General features: G+C 71.6%; 16 protein-coding genes. 8 read left to right on the forward strand and 8 right to left on the reverse strand.

Going from position 1 to position 14,884, the window contains the following annotated elements; all coding sequences use genetic code 11:
• Nucleotides 1-141: 141 nt before the first annotated feature.
• Genes sucB through AB0C27_RS32680 form a run of 3 tightly spaced genes read right to left on the reverse strand, consistent with a single transcriptional unit; the run spans nucleotide 142 to nucleotide 4,514 of the window.
• Nucleotides 142-1,590 carry a 2-oxoglutarate dehydrogenase, E2 component, dihydrolipoamide succinyltransferase gene (gene sucB / locus AB0C27_RS32670; protein ID WP_357851799.1) on the reverse strand — a complete coding sequence of 483 codons (1,449 nt, stop codon included), beginning with the start codon at nucleotides 1,588-1,590 and terminating at the stop codon, nucleotides 142-144.
• A 38-nt stretch (nucleotides 1,591-1,628) separates the two neighbouring features.
• A complete protein-coding gene (lpdA, locus tag AB0C27_RS32675; protein ID WP_357851802.1) occupies nucleotides 1,629-2,993 on the reverse strand; it encodes a dihydrolipoyl dehydrogenase in 1,365 nt (454 codons plus the stop codon).
• Nucleotides 2,994-3,044: 51 nt separating this feature from the next.
• Complete coding sequence (locus AB0C27_RS32680) at nucleotides 3,045-4,514, reverse strand: leucyl aminopeptidase (RefSeq protein ID WP_357851805.1); 1,470 nt, start codon at nucleotides 4,512-4,514, stop codon at nucleotides 3,045-3,047.
• 106 nt (nucleotides 4,515-4,620) lie between these two features.
• Here AB0C27_RS32680 and AB0C27_RS32685 point away from each other — a divergent pair, with 106 nt between their 5' ends.
• From AB0C27_RS32685 to AB0C27_RS32695, 3 genes are read left to right on the forward strand one after another with little or no spacing between them, the layout of a single operon-like run.
• Nucleotides 4,621-4,968 carry a GntR family transcriptional regulator gene (locus AB0C27_RS32685; RefSeq protein WP_346114977.1) on the forward strand — a complete coding sequence of 116 codons (348 nt, stop codon included), beginning with the start codon at nucleotides 4,621-4,623 and terminating at the stop codon, nucleotides 4,966-4,968.
• A 35-nt stretch (nucleotides 4,969-5,003) separates the two neighbouring features.
• The gene (locus AB0C27_RS32690) at nucleotides 5,004-5,942 is read left to right on the forward strand and encodes a hypothetical protein (protein ID WP_357851810.1); all 939 of its coding nucleotides are present in this window, start codon (nucleotides 5,004-5,006) and stop codon (nucleotides 5,940-5,942) included.
• Nucleotides 5,939-6,859, forward strand: a complete 921-nt coding sequence (locus AB0C27_RS32695) for a CPBP family intramembrane glutamic endopeptidase (RefSeq protein ID WP_357851813.1) — start codon at nucleotides 5,939-5,941, stop codon at nucleotides 6,857-6,859. Before AB0C27_RS32690 ends, AB0C27_RS32695 begins: the two co-directional genes overlap by 4 nt.
• A gap of 85 nt (nucleotides 6,860-6,944) precedes the next feature.
• Here the strand turns inward: AB0C27_RS32695 and AB0C27_RS32700 are convergent, their stop codons facing one another.
• Nucleotides 6,945-7,817, reverse strand: coding sequence for an adenosylcobinamide-GDP ribazoletransferase (locus AB0C27_RS32700; RefSeq protein ID WP_357851816.1), 873 nt, complete (start codon nucleotides 7,815-7,817; stop codon nucleotides 6,945-6,947).
• A gap of 34 nt (nucleotides 7,818-7,851) precedes the next feature.
• Between AB0C27_RS32700 and AB0C27_RS32705 the strand changes: the two genes are divergently transcribed.
• Nucleotides 7,852-8,652, forward strand: a complete 801-nt coding sequence (locus AB0C27_RS32705; protein ID WP_357851819.1) for an ATP-binding cassette domain-containing protein — start codon at nucleotides 7,852-7,854, stop codon at nucleotides 8,650-8,652.
• An 85-nt stretch (nucleotides 8,653-8,737) separates the two neighbouring features.
• Here AB0C27_RS32705 and AB0C27_RS32710 read toward each other — a convergent pair whose 3' ends face one another.
• Nucleotides 8,738-9,784: a bifunctional adenosylcobinamide kinase/adenosylcobinamide-phosphate guanylyltransferase gene (locus tag AB0C27_RS32710; protein WP_357851823.1), complete on the reverse strand. Its 1,047-nt coding sequence runs from the start codon at nucleotides 9,782-9,784 to the stop codon at nucleotides 8,738-8,740.
• Nucleotides 9,785-9,809: 25 nt separating this feature from the next.
• A complete protein-coding gene (locus tag AB0C27_RS32715) occupies nucleotides 9,810-10,496 on the reverse strand; it encodes an SCO2322 family protein (protein ID WP_357851826.1) in 687 nt (228 codons plus the stop codon).
• Nucleotides 10,497-10,578: 82 nt separating this feature from the next.
• Between AB0C27_RS32715 and AB0C27_RS32720 the strand changes: the two genes are divergently transcribed.
• A complete protein-coding gene (locus tag AB0C27_RS32720; protein WP_346114984.1) occupies nucleotides 10,579-10,785 on the forward strand; it encodes a hypothetical protein in 207 nt (68 codons plus the stop codon).
• A gap of 66 nt (nucleotides 10,786-10,851) precedes the next feature.
• Here AB0C27_RS32720 and AB0C27_RS32725 read toward each other — a convergent pair whose 3' ends face one another.
• On the reverse strand, nucleotides 10,852-11,850 hold the full coding sequence (locus tag AB0C27_RS32725; RefSeq protein ID WP_357851829.1) for an aldo/keto reductase family protein: 999 nt from the start codon (nucleotides 11,848-11,850) through the stop codon (nucleotides 10,852-10,854).
• A gap of 57 nt (nucleotides 11,851-11,907) precedes the next feature.
• Between AB0C27_RS32725 and AB0C27_RS32730 the strand changes: the two genes are divergently transcribed.
• On the forward strand, nucleotides 11,908-12,930 hold the full coding sequence (locus AB0C27_RS32730) for an SMI1/KNR4 family protein (RefSeq protein WP_357851832.1): 1,023 nt from the start codon (nucleotides 11,908-11,910) through the stop codon (nucleotides 12,928-12,930).
• Between the two features lie 124 nt (nucleotides 12,931-13,054).
• On the opposite strand, the gene AB0C27_RS32735 is transcribed toward AB0C27_RS32730, so the two are convergent.
• Nucleotides 13,055-13,639 carry a DUF3043 domain-containing protein gene (locus tag AB0C27_RS32735; RefSeq protein ID WP_357851835.1) on the reverse strand — a complete coding sequence of 195 codons (585 nt, stop codon included), beginning with the start codon at nucleotides 13,637-13,639 and terminating at the stop codon, nucleotides 13,055-13,057.
• A 151-nt stretch (nucleotides 13,640-13,790) separates the two neighbouring features.
• Here AB0C27_RS32735 and AB0C27_RS32740 point away from each other — a divergent pair, with 151 nt between their 5' ends.
• A complete protein-coding gene (locus tag AB0C27_RS32740; RefSeq protein WP_346114988.1) occupies nucleotides 13,791-14,609 on the forward strand; it encodes a PspA/IM30 family protein in 819 nt (272 codons plus the stop codon).
• Complete coding sequence (locus AB0C27_RS32745) at nucleotides 14,606-14,884, forward strand: hypothetical protein (protein ID WP_346114989.1); 279 nt, start codon at nucleotides 14,606-14,608, stop codon at nucleotides 14,882-14,884. The genes AB0C27_RS32740 and AB0C27_RS32745 overlap by 4 nt, the downstream gene beginning before the upstream one ends.

A 14,884-nucleotide genomic window follows, 5' to 3' on the forward strand; every position in this document is an offset into this window, starting at 1 on the left:
CGCCGGATCGGCCGCCAGGACGCGCGCCCGCGACCCCCAGGACCTGGCAGCGTTCCAGCAGAGTTCCGGACAAGCGGGCCGGAACGGCGAAAGGCCGGGCCGGTCCCCGGAGGGACCGCCCGGCCGATCGAAGACCCCGCGTTACGCGAGCCCGAGCTGCGCCTCGAAACGCCCCTCCTCCAGACGGCGCTTGACCGTCGTCAGGAAGCGGGCGGCGTCGGCGCCGTCGACCAGGCGGTGGTCGTAGGTCAGCGCCAGGTAGACCATCGAGCGCACCGCGATGACCTCGCCCTCGGCGGTGTCGATCACCACGGGCCGCTTCACCACGGCGCCGGTGCCGAGCATGCCGACCTGCGGCTGGTTGAGGATCGGCGTGTCGAACAGCGCGCCACGGCTGCCGGTGTTGGTCAGCGTGAACGTGCCGCCGGTGATCTCGTCGGGCGTGACCTTGTTGGCGCGCGTGCGCTCGGCCAGGTCGGCCGTCTTACGGGCCAGCCCGGCGAGGTTGAGGTCGCCCGCGTTCTTGATCACCGCCGCGATCAGGCCGCGCTCGGTGTCGACCGCGATGCCCAGGTGCTCGACGTCGAAGTACGTGACCTCCATGGTCTCGTTGTTGATCGTCGCGTTGAGCTTGGGGTGCTGCTTGAGCGCTTCGATGGCGGCCATCTCGAAGAACGGCATGAACGTCAGCTTGACGCCCTCGCGGCGCAGGAAGTCGGCCTTGGCCTGGTCGCGCAGCCGCGCGATCTTGGTGACGTCGACCTCCACCACGGTGGTGAGCTGGGCGGCCGTCTGCAGCGACTCGACCAGGCGCTTCGACATCGTCTGACGCAGGCGCGACATCTTCTCGGTGCGGCCGCGCAGCGTGGTGTCCACCTCGACCGGCTCGGGCGCCGCGGCGCTCGGAGCCTGCGCGGCCGGAGCCTGAGCGGCGGCCGGCTGGGCGGCGGGGGCGGGAGCGGCGGCGGGCTGGGCGGCCGCGGCCTTCTCACGCTGCGCCTTGGCGGCCTCCAGCACGTCCTGCTTGCGGATCCGGCCACCGACGCCGGTGCCGTTGACGGAGTCGAGGTCGACGCCGTGCTCGTTGGCGAGCTTGCGGACCAGCGGCGTCACGTAGGGGCTGTCGCCGGAGGACGCGACCGGGGCGGGCTCGGCGGCGGGGGCGGGCTGCGCCGCAGGAGCGGCCTGGGGGGCCGGCGCCGGAGCGGGGGCAGGAGCGGCCTGCGCGGGAGCCGGTTGCGGGATCGAGGAGACCGGAGGAGCCGGTGCGGGCTCCGGCTCCGGCTCGGGCTCAGGCTCGGGAGCCGGCTGGGCGGCCGCCTCGGGAGCCGGGGCCGCGGCGCCGGGCTGGCCGTTCTCGTCGATGACGGCGAGCTCGGCCCCGACCTCGACCGTCTCGTCCTCAGCCACGACGATCTTGGTGAGGACACCCGCGGACGGCGACGGGATCTCGGTGTCGACCTTGTCGGTGGACACCTCGAGGAGCGGCTCGTCGGCCTCGACGCGCTCGCCCTCCTTCTTCAGCCAACGGGTTACCGTGCCCTCGGTCACGCTCTCGCCGAGCTGGGGCATCTGTACGGAGACCGGCATCGTTATTCTTCTCTCGCGTTCTGATCTCGAGGGCTGGACTAGTTGTGTACGTGCAGCGGCTTGCCGGCCAGGGCCAGCATCGCCTCACCGACCGCCTCGGACTGGGTCGGGTGTGCGTGGATGAGCTGGGCGACCTCTGCGGGCAGCGCCTCCCAGTTGTAGATGAGCTGGCCCTCCGTGACGAGCTCGCCGATGCGGCGGCCCACCATGTGGACGCCGACGACGGGGCCGTCCTTCTGGGCGATGACCTTCACGGCGCCCGAGGTGCCGAGGATCTGGCTCTTGGGATTGCCCGCCAGGTCGTAGACCTGCTCGACGATCTCGATGCCGCGCTCGGCGGCCTGGGCGGAGGTGATGCCGACCGAGGCGACCTCCGGGTCGGAGTAGGTGATGCGCGGCACGCCCGCGTAGTCGATCGGCGGCGGGTTGAGGCCCGCGATGTGCTCGGCCACCATGATGCCCTCGGCGAACCCGGCGTGCGCGAGCTGCAGGGTCGGGATCAGGTCGCCGATGGCGTAGATCCCGGGCACGGAGGTCTGGCAGTGCTCGTCGACCACGACCGCGCCGCGCTCGACGGTGATGCCCTGCTCCTCGAAGCCCATGCCCGCCGACACCGCGCCGCGGCCGACCGCGACGAGCAGCAGCTCGGCGTCGAGGGTCTTGCCGTTGGCCAGGGTGACGACCACGCCGGTCTCGGTGGTCTTGGCGCCGTCGAAGAAGACGCCCAGCTCGTACTTGATGCCGCGGCGGCGGAAGGCCCGCTCCAGCAGCTTGGAGCTGGACTCCTCCTCGGTCGGCAGCAGGTGCGGCAGCGCCTCGACGATCGTGACCTCGGCGCCGAAGGAACGGTAGACGCTGGCCAGCTCGACGCCGATGACGCCGCCGCCCAGCACGATCACGGAGGCGGGCACGCGGTCCATCTTGAGCGTGTGCTCGCTGGTGATCACCCGCTCGCCGTCGATCTCCAGGCCGGGCAGGGTCTTGGGCGCGGAGCCGGTGGCCAGGACGAGGTTGCGGCCCTCGTAGACCTCGGAGCCGACCTGGATCCTGTTGGCGCCGACCAGGCGGCCCTCGCCCTCGACGATCGTCACGCCGGCGCCCTTGAGCAGGCCCTGCACACCCTTCCAGGCGCGCGTGACGATCTTGTCCTTGAAGGCGTGGACGCCCTGGACGTCGATGCCCTCGAAGCTCGCCTTGACGCCGAAGGAGGCGCTCTCGCGGGTCTCGTCGGCGACCTCGGCGGAGTGGAGCAGGGCCTTCGTGGGGATGCATCCCCTGTGGAGGCAGGTGCCGCCGATCTTGTCCCGCTCGATCAGGGCGACCGACTTGCCCAGCTCGGCCGCCCTTAGCGCGCAGGCGTAACCGCCGCTGCCGCCCCCTAGGACGACGATGTCATAGGCCACAGGAAGGCTCCTTGTCGGGGTGTTCGTGATGCCGTCATCTTTTCATTTGTTTCAGATGCTCGCGTGCCGCTCTGCGAGTCCGATGAGGGTGCGGGTGAAGGCGCCCGTGCCGCCCTTCGGGATGTAACCGTACGGTTCGCCCTTGTTGAACGCGGGGCCGGCCATGTCGATGTGGGCCCAGCGCACCCCCTGGGGCACGAATTCCTTGAGGAAGATGCCCGCCGCCAGCATGCTGCCCCATCGCTCCGGCTGGAGGTTGGCGATGTCGGCGATGGGCGAGTCGAGACCTTTGCGCAGTTCCTCGGGCAGCGGCATGCCCCACGCGCCCTCGCCCGCCTCGCCCGCGGTCTCGACCACGAGTTCGCGTACGGCGTCGTCGTTGGACATGACGCCGGCGGTGCGCCAGCCGAGCGCGACGATCTGGGCGCCGGTGAGGGTGGCCACGTCGACGATCAGGTCGGGGCCGTCCTCGGCGGCGCGCGCGATGCCGTCCATGAGCACCAGGCGGCCCTCGGCGTCGGTGTCGAGCACCTCGACGGTCTTGCCGCTGTAGCTGTGGATGACGTCGGAGGGGCGCTGCGCGGTGCCGCTCGGCAGGTTTTCCGCCAGGCAGAGGTAGCCGACGGCGTTGACCGGCAGGCCGAGCCTGGCGATGCCGATCACCGCTCCGAGCACCGCGGCCGCGCCGCCCATGTCGGATTTCATCCAGTCCATGGAGGCCGACGGCTTGAGCGACAGGCCGCCCGAGTCGAACGTGATGCCCTTGCCCACGAAGGCGAGCGTCTTGGCCGCCTCGGGGTGGCTGTAGGCCAGGCGGACCAGGCGCGGCGGGTTGACCGAGCCCTGGCCGACGCCGATGAGGCCGCCGTAGCCGCCGTCCTTGAGCTGCTTGTCGTCCAGCACCTCGACGGTCAGCCCTGCCTTGCCGCCCGCCTGCTCGGCGAGCTCGGCGAACTTGGCCGGCCACAGGTCGGAGGGAGGCGTGTTGACCAGGTCGCGCACGAGGGAGACCGACTCGGCCAGCACGCTCGCGCGCTCGGCGACCTCCTCGGACTGGTCGGTGACCACGGTGAGCTCGGCCACCGGCGCCTTCTGCTCGCCGTTCGTGCGGTAACGGGAGAAGGAGTAGGCGCCGAGCAGCCCGCCGAGCACGACCGCCTCGGCCTCGGCCGCGGTGCCGGCCGGCAGGGCGAGCACGGCGCGGGAGGTGCCGGCGAGCGCGCGTACGGCGGCGCCGGCGGCGCGGCGCAGATCCTCGGGCCCGGGGGAGTCTCCGAGGCCGACGGCGACCAGCAGCGGGGCGGCGATGGCGCCGAAGGCCGGCAGCTTGGCCAGCTCGCCGGGCTTGCCGGTGAAGCCCACGGCGCCGAGCGAGGCGGTGAGCTTGCCATCGAAGGCCGCGCCGAGGGAGTCGGCGCCCGACGCGGGAACCGGGCCGTCCTCGCCCGGTCTGAAGCCGACGATCAAGGCGTCGGTGTCGATGGAGACGGGATCTGCTGAGTTCAGCCGCACAGTGGTCACGTAAACCGATGCTATCCACGGTTTCTGCGTACTCACAAACAGGGGTTCATCCTACCAATCGCTGGTTGACGCCCGGTTGAGTAATAGTGCTAGTGTCATTAGCACCATGTTGCTGACGCTCGATCTTCACGACGCCCGCCCCCTGCACGAACAGGTGGCGAGCGCCATCCGCCGCGCCATCGGCGAGGGCTCCTACCGGCCGGGCGACCGCCTGCCGCCGGCCAAGGACCTGGCGGGCGCGCTGGGCATCAACACCAACACCGTGCTGCGGGCCCTGCGCGACCTGCGGGACGAGGGGCTGCTGGAGTTCAGGAGAGGCCGCGGCGTCAGCGTGGCGGGCCGCGCCGACGGCCGTGCCCTGCTCGCCCAGCGGGCGCGTGAGCTGCTGCAGGAGGCCAAGAAGTACGGCTACAGCCGTGACGACCTCATCGACATCTTGGAGGACCTGACATGAGACCCCGTGCCGTCGCCCTCGTTTGGGGAGCGGCCGTGACCGCCGTGCTGATCCTGGCGCCGCTCGCGCTGCGCGACCGGTTGCCCGATCCCCTGGCCACGCACTGGGGCTCGTCCGGCAGTGTCCCCGACGGCTCCATGTCGTTCACCGCTCATGTGGTCACGTCCTCGGCCATGTGGGTCGTGCCGTGGCTCCTCCTGGTGGTGTTCGCCGGCCGGGCCGGCGCCCGGCGCGGCGCCCGGGTGACCTGGTGGGGGTTGCTGTTCGGGCTGGGCGCGCTGCTGCTCGGCGCCGCCGCCTCCACCCTGTCCGTCAACCTCGACGCCCCCGGCTGGCGCGCGGCCGAGCTGCCCGGCTGGCACGTCCTCCTGGTGATCCTCGGCATGATCGTCGCCGGCACCGCCGCCGGCTATCTGGGCAGGGGCCCGCGGGACGAGCCGTCTCCCGGCGAGCAGGCGCCGCCGCGCCTGCGCCTCGGCCCTGGGCAGCGGGCGGTCTGGGTCAGCAGGATCGTCAACCCGTGGCTCACCGCGATCACCCTCTGCGCGCTGGCGGTCATCGTGGTGACGACCGCACTGACCGTGTTCGGTGCGTCCGGAGTGTCCGGGGTGGCCGGCGTCGGCGCGGCCCTGCCCGCGTTCGTCATCGTGCTCGTCGTCGGGCTGGCCACCATGGCGCTCACCGTCAAGGTGATCGACGAGAAGGTGGTGATCGGGTTCGGGCCGTTCGGCCGGCCGGCGCGGACCATCCCGCTGGCCAAGGTCGAGTCGGCGTGGGCCGAGGAGCTGCGGCCGTCCGAGGTCGGCGGCTGGGGCTTCCGTGGCCTGCCGGGCAGCGCCGCCATCATGCTGCGCGGCGGCGAATGCCTGGTCCTGCGCTACCGTTCCGGCGGCCGGCTCGCCATCAGCATCGACGACGCCGAACGCGGCGCCTCCCTCATCAACACCCTCATCGCGGAGCGTGTTACGTCGTGAAGAAACCCCTCGTTGTCTTCCTCGTCCTGGCCTTCGGGCTGTCCTGGGCCGTGGCGCTCCCCCTGTGGTTCGGCGGCGGGCTGGGCTCGCCGCTGATGCAGGGGCTGGGCGCGCTGATGATGTTCACCCCGTCGGTGGGCGTGCTCGGCGTCTGGGCGCTGTCGCGCGCGCCGTTCCGTGAATGGGCCCGTCACACCGGGCTCACGCTGGGCGAGCGCAAGGGCCGTACCGTCCTGATGATGCTGGCGGCCTGGGCGGGCGTGCCGGTCCTGACGTTCCTGTCCCTGTGGCTCAGCGCCGCCGTCGGGCTCGTCTCCCTGGACCTGTCCGGGCTCAGCCTCTTCGCCGCCGGCCTGCGGGCCAACGGCGTCCAGCCGCCCGCGGACCCGAGCACCCTGGCCATCGTGCAGATCCTGATCGCCTGCGTGGCAGGGCCCGTGCTGAACGCGATCCCGGCGCTGGGGGAGGAGTGGGGCTGGCGGGGCTGGCTGGCGCCCCGGCTCGCCGCCACGAACGGCGTGTTCGCCGGGCTGCTCATGTCGGGCGCCATCTGGGGCCTGTGGCACGCGCCGCTCACCCTGCTCGGCTACAACTACCCGCGGCTCGGCTCATGGGCGGCGCTGGTCTTCATCGGCTTCTGCATGCTGGCCGGGGTGCTGCTGGGGTGGCTGCGGCTGCGTACCGGGAGCGTGTGGCCCGCGGTGGTGGCGCACGGCTCGCTGAACGCCGTCGCCGGGGTCGCGCTGCTGCTCGGCGACGCCGCCGCGCCGCCGAACGAGGTGCTGGCCGGGATCACCGGCGTGGTGGGCTGGGTGGTGCTCGCGCTGCTCTGCGCGGTTCTGCTGCGTTTCTTTCCGGTACGTCCGCCGCGGCCGGCGCCCGAGCCGGCCCCCGTCGAGTCCGAACCGGCCACCTGAACGGGCCGGGCGGCCTGCCGGCTTCGCCCGGGCTTCTGCCGCGTTTCGCCTGTATGGCCGGCCGCCCTCGTGGCGGCCGGCCCGTTCAGGGGAAGAGGGCCCAGGCCACCAGCGCGGCGGCCGTGGCCGTCTCCACGAGCGCGCCGAGCACGTCGCCGGTGATCCCGCCGAGCCGGCGCCTGGCGTGGCGGAGCAGGAGCAGGGCCACGCCCGTTCCCGCGAGCAGCGCGATGGGGGCGCCGGCGGGGCCCGACAGCCACCCGCCGACCTCCCCCACGATGCGCTCAGCATCGGTCGGGAAGGTCCTGACCATGCCGTACACCTCCGTGCTCGCCGGAACCGGCTCGGGCCACCAGGACACGTCACCGGGGACGCCGCTCCAGACGTCGGCGAGCAGGCCGATCGCCACGGCCGTGAGCGCCGTGCCCAGGGTGACCAGCCAGGCTGCGGAGCGGCGTACGGTGCCCGCGACCATCGCCCCCAGCCCCTCGGGGCGTGCGGCGGGGACCCCGGCCCGGCAGGCCCACACCAGCGCCAGCCGCCCGGCCACGCAGGCCGTCACCAGCGCCCAGTAGCCGGCCTCCGCGACCGCCGCCACCTGGACGAGCAGCGTGAACACCAGCGTCATCACGCCGAAAGGCCCGATGTCCGACTTTTTCATGATGCCGAGCGCCTGATCGGCCGGTTTGCCGCTCCCCAGCCCGTCCGCGAGATCGGCCAGGCCGTCAAGGTGCAGCCCCCGGGTGAGCAGCGCCAGCAGCCCCACCGCCAGCGCGGCCCCCAGCAGGGGCGGGGCGGGAAGCAGCAGCGGCAGCCCGGCGACCAGTCCGAGCACCAGGCCGACGGCCGGGGCCAGGGTCATGGCCCGCCCCGCCACCTGCCGATCCACCCGCTCCACGCGCACGGGGAAGACGCTGAGCGTGCCCACGGCCAGCCGCACACCGTCCATCAGCCGCATAACGCACGATCCTAGGGCCCACTAGTGTGGCGGGATGCACGTGGTTGAACTGGAAGGCGTAGGTGTCCGGGTTGTCGGCAAAACGCTGCTCGACGGTGTCGATTGGCAGGTGGACTACGGCGACCACTGGGCCATCCTCGGCCCCAACGGCGCGGGCAAGACGACGCTGCTGTCGCTGGCGGGCGCCGTACGGCATCCCAGCGAGGGTGCCGTCAAGGTGCTCGGCCACCGGCTCGGCCGGGTCGATCTGCGGGAGCTGCGCCGCCACATCGGTCTCGTCGCCTCCAGCCAGCGGCTGGTGGACGAGGAGCTGATGGAGGAGGAAGGGGCGACCGCGCTCGCCGTGGTGCTCACCGGGCACACCGGGACGAGCGTGCCGCTGTGGGACAAGTACGGCGACACCGAGCACGACCGTGCCCACCGGCTGCTGGCCGACCTGGGCTGCAAGGACCTCGCCGAGCGGAAGTTCCGTGTCTGCTCGCAGGGGGAGCGGGCCCGGATCCGGGTGGCCAGGGCGCTCATGGGCGATCCCGCGGTGCTGCTGCTCGACGAGCCGTTCGCCGGGCTCGACCTGCCCGCCCGCGAAGACCTCATCACCGCCGTCGAGGACCTGGCCACCACCCGGCCCGTGCTCACCACCGTCACGGTGACGCACCACCTGGAGGAGGTGCCGGCCACCACGACGCACGCGATGCTCATGCGCGACGCCAGGGTGCTGGCCGCCGGTCCCGTGGCCGACGTGCTCACCTCCGACCAGCTCAGCGACTGCTTCGGCCGCCCTTTGACCGTGGACCGCATCGACGGCCGCTGGTACGCCAGAGCCGCCCGCCCCTGATCCCGGGCCTGGGCGCTCGCGCGGTCGTGGTGGGGCGTCCGGGGTCACGGTACGAGGGTGTGACGCTCAGGGCGGGGTGGTGGGGTCATAGTTCGAGTGGGCGGCCGGCGACCACCAGGGCCACGTACTCGGACTCGGCGGCCAGCCGTTCGTTGAGCCGGCCGAGCGCGTCCCTGAACGCCCGCCCGCTGGCCGTCGCGGGCACCACGCCCATCCCCACCTCGTCAGAGACCGTCACGATCGGTTGAGGCGTCTGGCGCCAGGCGGCCACCAGGGCGTCGCAGGCGGCGGCGACCGGCGCGCGGTCGCCCTCCCACGCGCCGTGCTCGTCGAACACCGCCGTCAGCCACGTGCCCAGGCCGTCGATCAGCAGCGGGGTGGTGGCGGCGCCGATGGCCGTGACCAGGTCGGTGGTCTCGGCGGTGGCCCAGTGCGCGGGCCGCCGCTCCCGGTGCGCCCGCACCCGCGCCGCCCACTCGCCGTCACCCGCGCCGGCCGGTCCTGTGGCCACGTAGGTGACGTACGGCTCGCCGGCCAGCCGCATCTCCGCCTCGGCCGACTTTCCTGACCTGGACCCGCCCAGCAGCAACGTCCGCCACGGGTGTGGCTCGCGTTCGGTGACGATGGCGTCGTCCTGGGCCCCTGGAGGCCGTGACGCCGCTGTGAGGCCGCGTCCGGGCGTGACCTCCAGCTCCGTGCCGTCCGGGACGCTCAGGGCGCCCCACAGGCGCAGCCGGCGGGTCAGCTCCCGCTCGGACCTGATCCGGTGGTCCAGGCCGGTCGCCACCACCACGGTCGCGCCGTCCGCCGGCCCGGCCCTGCGCAACTCCCCGAGACGCTCCGGGCGATCGAGCAGGTCCATCAGAACGACGTCGTACCTGGCGTCTGTGGGCACTACCTGGTCCCTGGGGAGGCACAGCAGCCGGGTGCCGTCCGGGCAGGAGAGCCCGAGGCCGCCGGCGTGGGTGCGGTAACCGTCCGGCGGGGCGTCGAAGGGGAAGCTCGCCACGCCGTCCACGACGACGCCGAACGGGCGGCGGTGACCCGGGGGCAGGCTCGCGCAGGAGACGCACCGGCAGCCGGGCTCCGGCCAGCCCGCGCCGCCCGCCGTACCGGTGAGAAGGACTTTCACCGCGCCGAGCGTACCGGCGAGTCGGTTATCGGAGGGTTTCGGCGGGGGTGCGGGTGCGGCGGCGGGTGGCCACGACGGCGCCGGCCGTGAGCAGGGCCAGCGCGCCCGCCCCGCCCGCGATCAGCAGGACAGGCGGCCCGCCAGGGGTGGCCGGCGTGGCGGCGGTCAGCTCGGTGCCGCCGCGCTCGCGCATCGGGTACCCGGACACGGAGACCACGTCGCCCTCGGCGTTCACCCGGACCTGGGCGGCGGTGGCGAGGAGCCGGGCGGTGGTGGCGTCCTCGGCGCCCGCCACGCACCGCAGCACCCCCTGCGCGGGAGGCTGGTCGCCCGGGTAGGCGTCGGCGTCCCCGTCGCCGAAGTCCACCGAAACGGCCACCCGCTTGTGCCCGGAGGCCGCGGTGTCCCGGCCGCACACCGACTCGAACGACGGCAGCTCCCCGCCGGGGGAGTCGCCGGCCCCTTCCGCGACGACGGAGAAGCGCCAGCCGATGACGGAGCCGTCAGGCGGCGAGCCGGCGGGATCGGCCGCGAGCCAGGCCGTCCCGTCGCTGAGCCAGGCGCTCCACGACCGCGGCGCGCCGGGGTCGGCGGCTCCGGGGGCCGGCCCGCCGGGGGCGACGGGCGTGGCGGCGAGTGCGGAATGGGGAAGGGAGAGGAACGCGGCCGCCCCGATGGCGACCCCGGCCGCAACACGATACGCGCGCAGCATCGATTGACCTCCGAGCTCGGGAGTAGGGTTCCAGTGCCTGCGGAGGGTGCGCCGGCGAACCCGCGGAAAAGGAGCGTATGGCATGACATGGCGGTGGCGTTATGAAAATGCAAATGGTGGTGAGGTGACGGATCGCCCTTTGCCGCGAGAGGTTTTTCCCAGCCAGGCCGACGCGGAGTCCTGGCTCGGCGAAAACTATCGTGACCTGCTGGAATCCGGTGTCGAGCAAGTCGCTTTGCTCGAAGAGGACCGTGTTGAATACACGGGATTGTCATTGCGCCAGCAGTGATTCCCCTATAAAAGAAAAACCCCTTGAGCGTCTTGCGGCTCAAGGGGTTTTTGTTACGTGGGCGCGTTATGGGCGGGTCTGCGGGCTCACGGTCTTGGCGGGGTCGCGCTCGACGACGTCGCCGAGCACCGCGTCGATCCGCTCCAGCACGTCGGCCCCCAGCTTGACGCCGGACGCCTTGACGTTGTCACGCACCTGCTCGGGCCGGGTGGCGCCGACGATGGCGCTGGAGACGTTCTGGTTCTGCAGCACCCAGGCGATCGCCAACTGCGCCATGGTGAGGCCCAGGTCGGAGGCGATCGGCTTGAGCTCCTGCACGCGGGTGAGCACGTCGTCCCGCATGAACCGGGCGATCATGGCGCTGCCGCTCTTGTCGGTGGCCCGCGAGCCCTCGGGCGGCTGCTGGCCGGGGAGGTACTTGCCGGTGAGCACGCCCTGGCCGATCGGGGACCAGACGATCTGGCCCACGCCCTCCTTCTCGCTCAGCGGCACGACCTCCGGCTCGATGATGCGCCACAACATCGAATACTGCGGCTGGTTCGACACGATGCGGTCGAAGCCCATCTCATCGGCGATCTTGAGCGCCTGGGCGATCTGCTCGGCGGTCCACTCGCTGACGCCGATGTAGAGGACCTTGCCCTGGCGTACGAGGTCGTCGAAGGTCTTGAGCGTCTCCTCAAGCGGGGTCTCGTAGTCGAAACGGTGCGCCTGGTAGAGATCCACGTAGTCGGTCTGCAGGCGGCGCAGGGAGCCGTTGATCGACTCGGTGATGTGCTTGCGCGACAGGCCGCGGTCGTTGCGGCCGGGGCCGGTCGGCCAGTAGACCTTGGTGAAGATCTCCAGCGACTCCCTGCGCACGCCCTTCAGTGCACGGCCGAGCACCTCCTCAGCCTTCGTCCCCGCGTAGACGTCGGCGGTGTCGAACGTGGTGATCCCCTCGTCGAGGGCCGCCTGCACGCACAGTTTGGCGGCCTCCTCCTCGACCTGGGAACCGTGGGTGATCCAGTTGCCGTAGCTGATCTCACTGACCATGAGGCCGCTGCGGCCGAGGTGTCGGAATTCCATAGGTCCGACCTTAATCCCGGCGCATGGGGTGATTCGTTTCGGGATAGGGTGCGCGACGTGCTGAAGCTAGTACGGCTGGCGCTGACGGCGGCCATCCTGACCGCGATCGCGGTACGACTGCGCCGCCGTGCCCGCCTGCCGCGGAAGGAGCCCGCCGCTCCGGTGGCGCCCGTCCGCCGCGCTCGCCGTACGGGGATGGGTGCGATCTGGGCCGGCATCGTGGCGATCGTGGCGCTGACGCTGGTCCTCGCCCTGATGCCGGCGGGCGGGTGGCAGGCGCGGGCGGCGTACGAGGACTCCTTGACCTGGGACGAGATCCTGGCCACCGTGCCGAATCCCGCCCCGCCCACCGCAGAGCCCACCGCGCAGTCCGTGCCTTCGCCCGCGGCGAGCGCCCGCGACTCCGGTCTCGGCCCCGAATCCGGCCCCGACACCGGCTCAGGTTGTGCGCCTGCGCCGCGTCCGGTGACGGTGCGGCCGATCGATCCCACGGTGAAGCGTGCCGTCGACCGGCAGTGGCGGCGGATCGAACGGTGGCTGAAGGCGAACGCGCCCCGCACGTACCGGACGCTGAGGGCCCCCGGCAAGGCGCGCACGATCGCCGTCGCCGAGGCGCAGATGGGTGTGAACTTCCCCGACGACCTGCGGGCCTCGCTGCTGCGCCACAACGGCTCGCGCGGTGCGGGCGCGTTCGGGCTGGGGGTGGGCGTCCGGTCGGGCGTCGCGTCCCACCTCGGCATCCGCCAGATCAGGGACACCTGGCGGCGGTTGTGCGCCTCGGAGATCGTGCCCGGCCGCCGGAACGGTCGGATGATCCCGTTCCTGTCCCGTCAGGGGCGCGGATCGGACGCGACGGAGCACGTCGTGACGTACGCCGCGGAGCTCGCGATGAGCGCCCCCGCTGACGGGGCCGTCGCCTGGGAGGGCACGGACGGCATGCTCCGCGTGCCGTCGTACCACGCGCTCATGCGGGCGGTGGCCGACGCCCTGGAGCAGGGCACGGCCCTAACGCTCGACGGCGAGCGGGAGTCCGAGGACCGGCGCCCGACGGTCGAGCGCGGCCTGCTGCGCTGGAAGTAACGCCACCGCCACCGCCGCAGGACACCGCGACATTTCGCCACCGGCCGTGCCGCCGCACAGGGCGGCGGCACGCAGCGGGTCGCGGCGCTTGCCGGGAAACGGACGAAATTTCGGAAAATATCCGTTACTTCTTCGGCGGGACCGGCTTGCCACCAGGCAGCACTGAGGGCGGCGGGAAGCGCAGCTTGCGGATCTGCAAAGCCCGCATCGCCGCGTAGAAGCCCACGCCTCTGACGCTCTCGTTCGGGAACTTCTCCGCGACCACCTTCTTCACCTTCCAGGCCACGTAGACCGAGGTGAAGAGCACGCCGATCATCATGATCGGCCAGCCGATCGTCACCACGTAGCCCAGCACCTGGGCCCTGATGGCCATCGGCCAGGGAACCCATGTGGCGAGCAGGATGACTAGCGAGAACGGCAGGAAATACTGGCTCGGCAACCGCCGCGAGTCGACCCATTCACGCGCGAACTTGCGCGCTGGGCCCTTGTCACGAGCGGGGAAATACCGCTCGTCACCAGCGAGCATGCCCTGACGGGCACGATCGCGCTCGGCGGCCTGCTTGGCCCGCATCTGCCGATAGGCCTCTTTGCGGTCTTTCGGCGCGGAGACGTATTGGCGCCGTTTGCCTTCGGCAACGCGGCGCTTGGGTGTGGGACGACCTTTACCCTGGGGCTTAGGATCGTCAACGGGGACGGGGGTGTCGTCCACGGAGGTCTGGGAACGGCGTCGCAACACAGCGTCAACCCTACCTGGACTGCAACTTAGTGACGCCCTCGTGCGTTATGCGTAGGGTAATCCCAAGGCGGCTGCGCTGCACGGGATAACACCAGCACGACCTAGAAGGGGACGGCCGACGCGCATGAGCGTGATGAAGAGACTTTCGATGATCTTCAAGTCCAAGGCCAACAAGGCCCTGGACAAGATGGAGGATCCGCGCGAGACCCTTGACTACTCCTATCAGCGGCAGCTTGAGCTGCTGCAGAAGGTGCGCCGAGGAGTGGCCGACGTCGCCACCTCGCGCAAGAGGGTGGAGTTGCAGATCAACGGCTTGGAGAGCCAGGCCAGACGTTATGAGGAGCAGGGGCGCAAGGCGCTGTCCGTGGGCCGCGAGGATCTGGCCCGCGAGGCGCTGCAGCGGCGGTCCAACCTGCAGTCGCAGATGGCCGACCTCAAGGTTCAGCACGACAACCTCCAGGCCGAGGAAGAGAAGCTGACCACGGCTTCGCAGCGGCTGCAGGCCAAGGTCGACTCCTTCCGCACCAAGAAGGAGACGATCAAGGCCACCTACACCGCGGCCGAGGCGCAGACGCGCATCAACGAGGCGTTCTCCGGCATCTCAGAGGAGATGGGCGACGTCGGCCTGGCGATCCAGCGCGCCGAGGACAAGACGGCGCAGATGCAGGCCCGCGCCGGCGCGATCGACGAGCTGCTGGCCAGTGGCGCGCTCGACGACTACAGCGGCACCCGCGGCGACGACATCCAGGCCGAGCTCGACCGCATGGGCGGCGGCATGGACGTCGAGCTGGAGCTGGCTAGGATGAAGGCCGAGCTGGGCCAGGGCCCGGCGCCGCAGAGCGCCATCGAGCAGGGGCAGCCGCAGGCTCAGCCTCAGCCGCAGGCCCAGCCGCAGCAGCAGGGTGGCACCCAGCAGCTGCGCCAGCCTGGGGAGGGCGCATGATCGTCAGGATCATGGGCGAGGGTCAGGTGGAGATCTCCGCCGAAGACATCTCGGTCCTCAACGAGCTGGACTCCGAGCTCGAAGCGGCCATCGACGCGGGCGACGAGCAGTCGTTCCGGGTCAAGCTGCACGCGCTGCTCGACAAGGTGCGCCATGTGGGCAAGGCGCTTTCCGACGACAGCCTTGAGCCGTCAGAGCTGATCCTTCCCCCCGCGGACGCCTCGATCGAGGAGGTCCGGGAGATGCTGGGCGACCAGGGCCTGATCCCGGGCTGA

Source organism: Nonomuraea sp. NPDC048882, assembly GCF_040649755.1.
Lineage (GTDB): Bacteria > Actinomycetota > Actinomycetes > Streptosporangiales > Streptosporangiaceae > Nonomuraea > Nonomuraea maheshkhaliensis.

Coding starts and splice junctions, on each gene's coding strand:
- sucB (WP_357851799.1), bottom strand. CDS start 1,590: ATGCCGGTCTCCGTACAGATGCCCCAGCTCGGCGAGAGCGTGACCGAG.
- AB0C27_RS32685 (WP_346114977.1), top strand. CDS start 4,621: ATGTTGCTGACGCTCGATCTTCACGACGCCCGCCCCCTGCACGAACAG.
- AB0C27_RS32700 (WP_357851816.1), bottom strand. CDS start 7,817: ATGCGGCTGATGGACGGTGTGCGGCTGGCCGTGGGCACGCTCAGCGTC.
- AB0C27_RS32705 (WP_357851819.1), top strand. CDS start 7,852: ATGCACGTGGTTGAACTGGAAGGCGTAGGTGTCCGGGTTGTCGGCAAA.
- AB0C27_RS32715 (WP_357851826.1), bottom strand. CDS start 10,496: ATGCTGCGCGCGTATCGTGTTGCGGCCGGGGTCGCCATCGGGGCGGCC.
- AB0C27_RS32720 (WP_346114984.1), top strand. CDS start 10,579: ATGACATGGCGGTGGCGTTATGAAAATGCAAATGGTGGTGAGGTGACG.
- AB0C27_RS32725 (WP_357851829.1), bottom strand. CDS start 11,850: ATGGAATTCCGACACCTCGGCCGCAGCGGCCTCATGGTCAGTGAGATC.
- AB0C27_RS32740 (WP_346114988.1), top strand. CDS start 13,791: ATGAGCGTGATGAAGAGACTTTCGATGATCTTCAAGTCCAAGGCCAAC.
- AB0C27_RS32745 (WP_346114989.1), top strand. CDS start 14,606: ATGATCGTCAGGATCATGGGCGAGGGTCAGGTGGAGATCTCCGCCGAA.